This is a genomic window from Mycoplasma sp. 4044, assembly GCF_053851695.1.
Window position 1 is genome coordinate 1 of sequence record NZ_JBSQBD010000005.1, and the last position, 2,789, is coordinate 2,789.

At 46.4% G+C, this 2,789-nt stretch carries 2 rRNA genes; both read right to left on the reverse strand.

The features are described 5' to 3' along the window. Nucleotides 1-1,028: ribosomal RNA gene (locus ACWXVN_RS03005) — 23S ribosomal RNA — on the reverse strand; the annotation flags it as partial. 239 nt (nucleotides 1,029-1,267) lie between these two features. Beyond that, nucleotides 1,268-2,787, reverse strand: a 16S ribosomal RNA gene (locus tag ACWXVN_RS03010). Nucleotides 2,788-2,789: the final 2 nt, after the last annotated feature.

A 2,789-nucleotide genomic window follows, 5' to 3' on the forward strand; every position in this document is an offset into this window, starting at 1 on the left:
GGTTGTTTCCCTCGCGAGCATCGACGTTATCACCGATGTTCCGACTGCATGGCAATTCATATTGGTATTCGGAGTTTGATTATAGTCAGTACAGCTAGGCGCCGCCATTCCATATTCAGTGCTCTACCCCCAATACTTAACACCACACGCTAGCCCTAAAGCTATTTCGAAGAGAACCAGCTATCTCCAAGTTCGATTGGAATTTCACCCCTATCCACAAGTCATCCGGGCACTTTTTAGCGTACTACGGTTCGGCCCTCCACCTAGTGTTACCTAGGTTTCAGCCTGCTCATGGATAGATCACCTGGTTTCGGGTATACAACAACATACTTTCGCCCATTTCAGACTCGATTTCTCTACGGCTTCGCTTTATTCCACTTAACCATGCATGTTGTCGTAACTCGCCGGTCCATACTGCAAGATGTACGCCATCACCCATTAACGGGCTCTGACTAATTGTAAGTAATTGGTTTCAGAATCTATTTCACTCCCCTCCCGGGGTTCTTTTCACCTTTCCCTCACGGTACTAGTTCACTATCGGTGTCTGGTTAGTATTTAGCCTTACCGGGTGGTCCCGGCAGATTCAGACAGGGTTTCACGTGCCCCGCCCTACTCAGGATACCATCAAGAGACATACAAATTTCGCTTACGGGACTTTCACCCTGTATTGTCAAGCATTCCAACTTGTTCTGCTATCTGTATGTTTTGTAACTCTATGTAGACGGTCCTACAACCCCAACTTCAATGTTGGTTTGGGCTCTTCCCCGTTCGCTCGCCGCTACTGAGGGAATCATTATTTATTTTCTTTTCCTGTTGGTACTAAGATGTTTCAGTTCTCAACGTGTCTCACGCTTCCAGCTATGTATTCACTGGCAAGGCAACTAGAGATTAGTCTAGTTAGGTTTCCCCATTCGGAAATCCCCGCTTCGTAGCTTATTTCCAGCTCCACGAGGCTTATCGCAGGTAATCGCGTCCTTCATCGACTTCCAGACCCAAGGCATCCACCAAAAACTCTTACTTATTTAATAGTATGTTCCTATTGTCTAATTGTTATTAGATAGATATGATGTATTCTATAGGTTGATCAAAACGTTTGAATATTAATATATACAAATGTCTTTTCTATTCAGTTTTCAAAGATCTATATATTTGAGAGAATAGAACTCTCAAAACTGGATATAAATTACCATAACCTTAAAAAAGATTGATTGTTTTGTGAAACAGACTTTATAAGTCTTTAAAAAATGTTGTACTGTGTACTCCGTAGAAAGGAGGTGATCCATCCCCACGTTCTCGTAGGGATACCTTGTTACGACTTCACCCCAGTCACCAGTCCTACCTTAGACAGTCGTCTCCGAAGTTAACTAACCGGCTTCGGGCATTACTAGCTCCCATGGTGTGACGGGCGGTGTGTACAAGACTCGAGAACGTATTCACCGCAGTATGGCTGACCTGCGATTACTAGCGATTCCGACTTCATGAAGTCGAGTTGCAGACTTCAATCCGAACTGAGATCGGCTTTTTGAGATTTGCTCCACATCACTGTCTTGCGTCTCTTTGTACCGACCATTGTAGCACGTGTGTCGCCCCACTCATAAGAGGCATGATGATTTGACGTCATCCCCACCTTCCTCCTGGTTACCCAGGCAGTATCTCCAGAGTCCTCGGCATAACCCGTTAGTAACTGAAAATAGGGGTTGCGCTCGTTGCTGGACTTAACCAAACATCTCACGACACGAGCTGACGACAACCATGCACCATCTGTCATTCCGTTAACCTCCACTATGTCTCCATAGCTTTGCGGAAGATGTCAAGAGTGGGTAAGGTTCTCCGCGTATCATCAAATTAAACCACATGCTCCACCGCTTGTGCGAGTCCCCGTCAATTCCTTTAAGTTTCACTCTTGCGAGCATACTACTCAGGCGGATCATTTAATGCGTTAGCTGCGTCAGTGAATTTTCCACCGACTAATGATCATCGTTTACGGCGTGGACTACCAGGGTATCTAATCCTGTTTGCTCCCCACGCTTTCGTCCCTCAGCGTCAGTATAGACCCAGTAAGCTGCCTTCGCCTTTGGTGTTCTTCCATATATCTACGCATTTCACCGCTTCACATGGAATTCCGCTTACCTCTATCTCACTCTAGCTTGCCAGTATCTAAAGCGGGCTGGGGTTGAGCCCCAGGCTTTAACTTCAGACTTAACAAACAGCCTACGAACGCTTTACGCCCAATAATTCCGGATAACGCTTGCGACCTATGTATTACCGCGGCTGCTGGCACATAGTTAGCCATCGCTTTCTGATCAGGTACCGTCAGCTCAGCGGCATTTCCTCCGCTGAGTTTTCTTCCCTAATAACAGCACTTTACAACCCGAGGGCCGTCATCGTGCACGCTGTGTCGCTCCATCAGGCTTTCGCCCATTGTGGAATATTCCCTACTGCTGCCTCCCGTAGGAGTCTGGGCCGTATCTCAGTCCCAGTGTGGCCGGTCAGTTTCTCAACCCGGCTAAACATCATCGTCTTGGTAGGCCATTACCCTACCAACTAACTAATGTTCCGCGCTCTCATCTTCCAGTGAAGCAAATGCTCCTTTTATGACAATTTCATGCGAATTTGTCACGTATCCGGTATTAGCAATCGTTTCCAACTGTTATCCCAATCTGAAAGGTAGATTAAGCACGTGTTACTCACCCATTCGCCACTAAGTAGCAAGCTACTTCGTTCGACATGCATGTATTAGGCACACAGCCAGCGTTCATCCTGAGCCAGGATCAAACTCTTATAAAAAA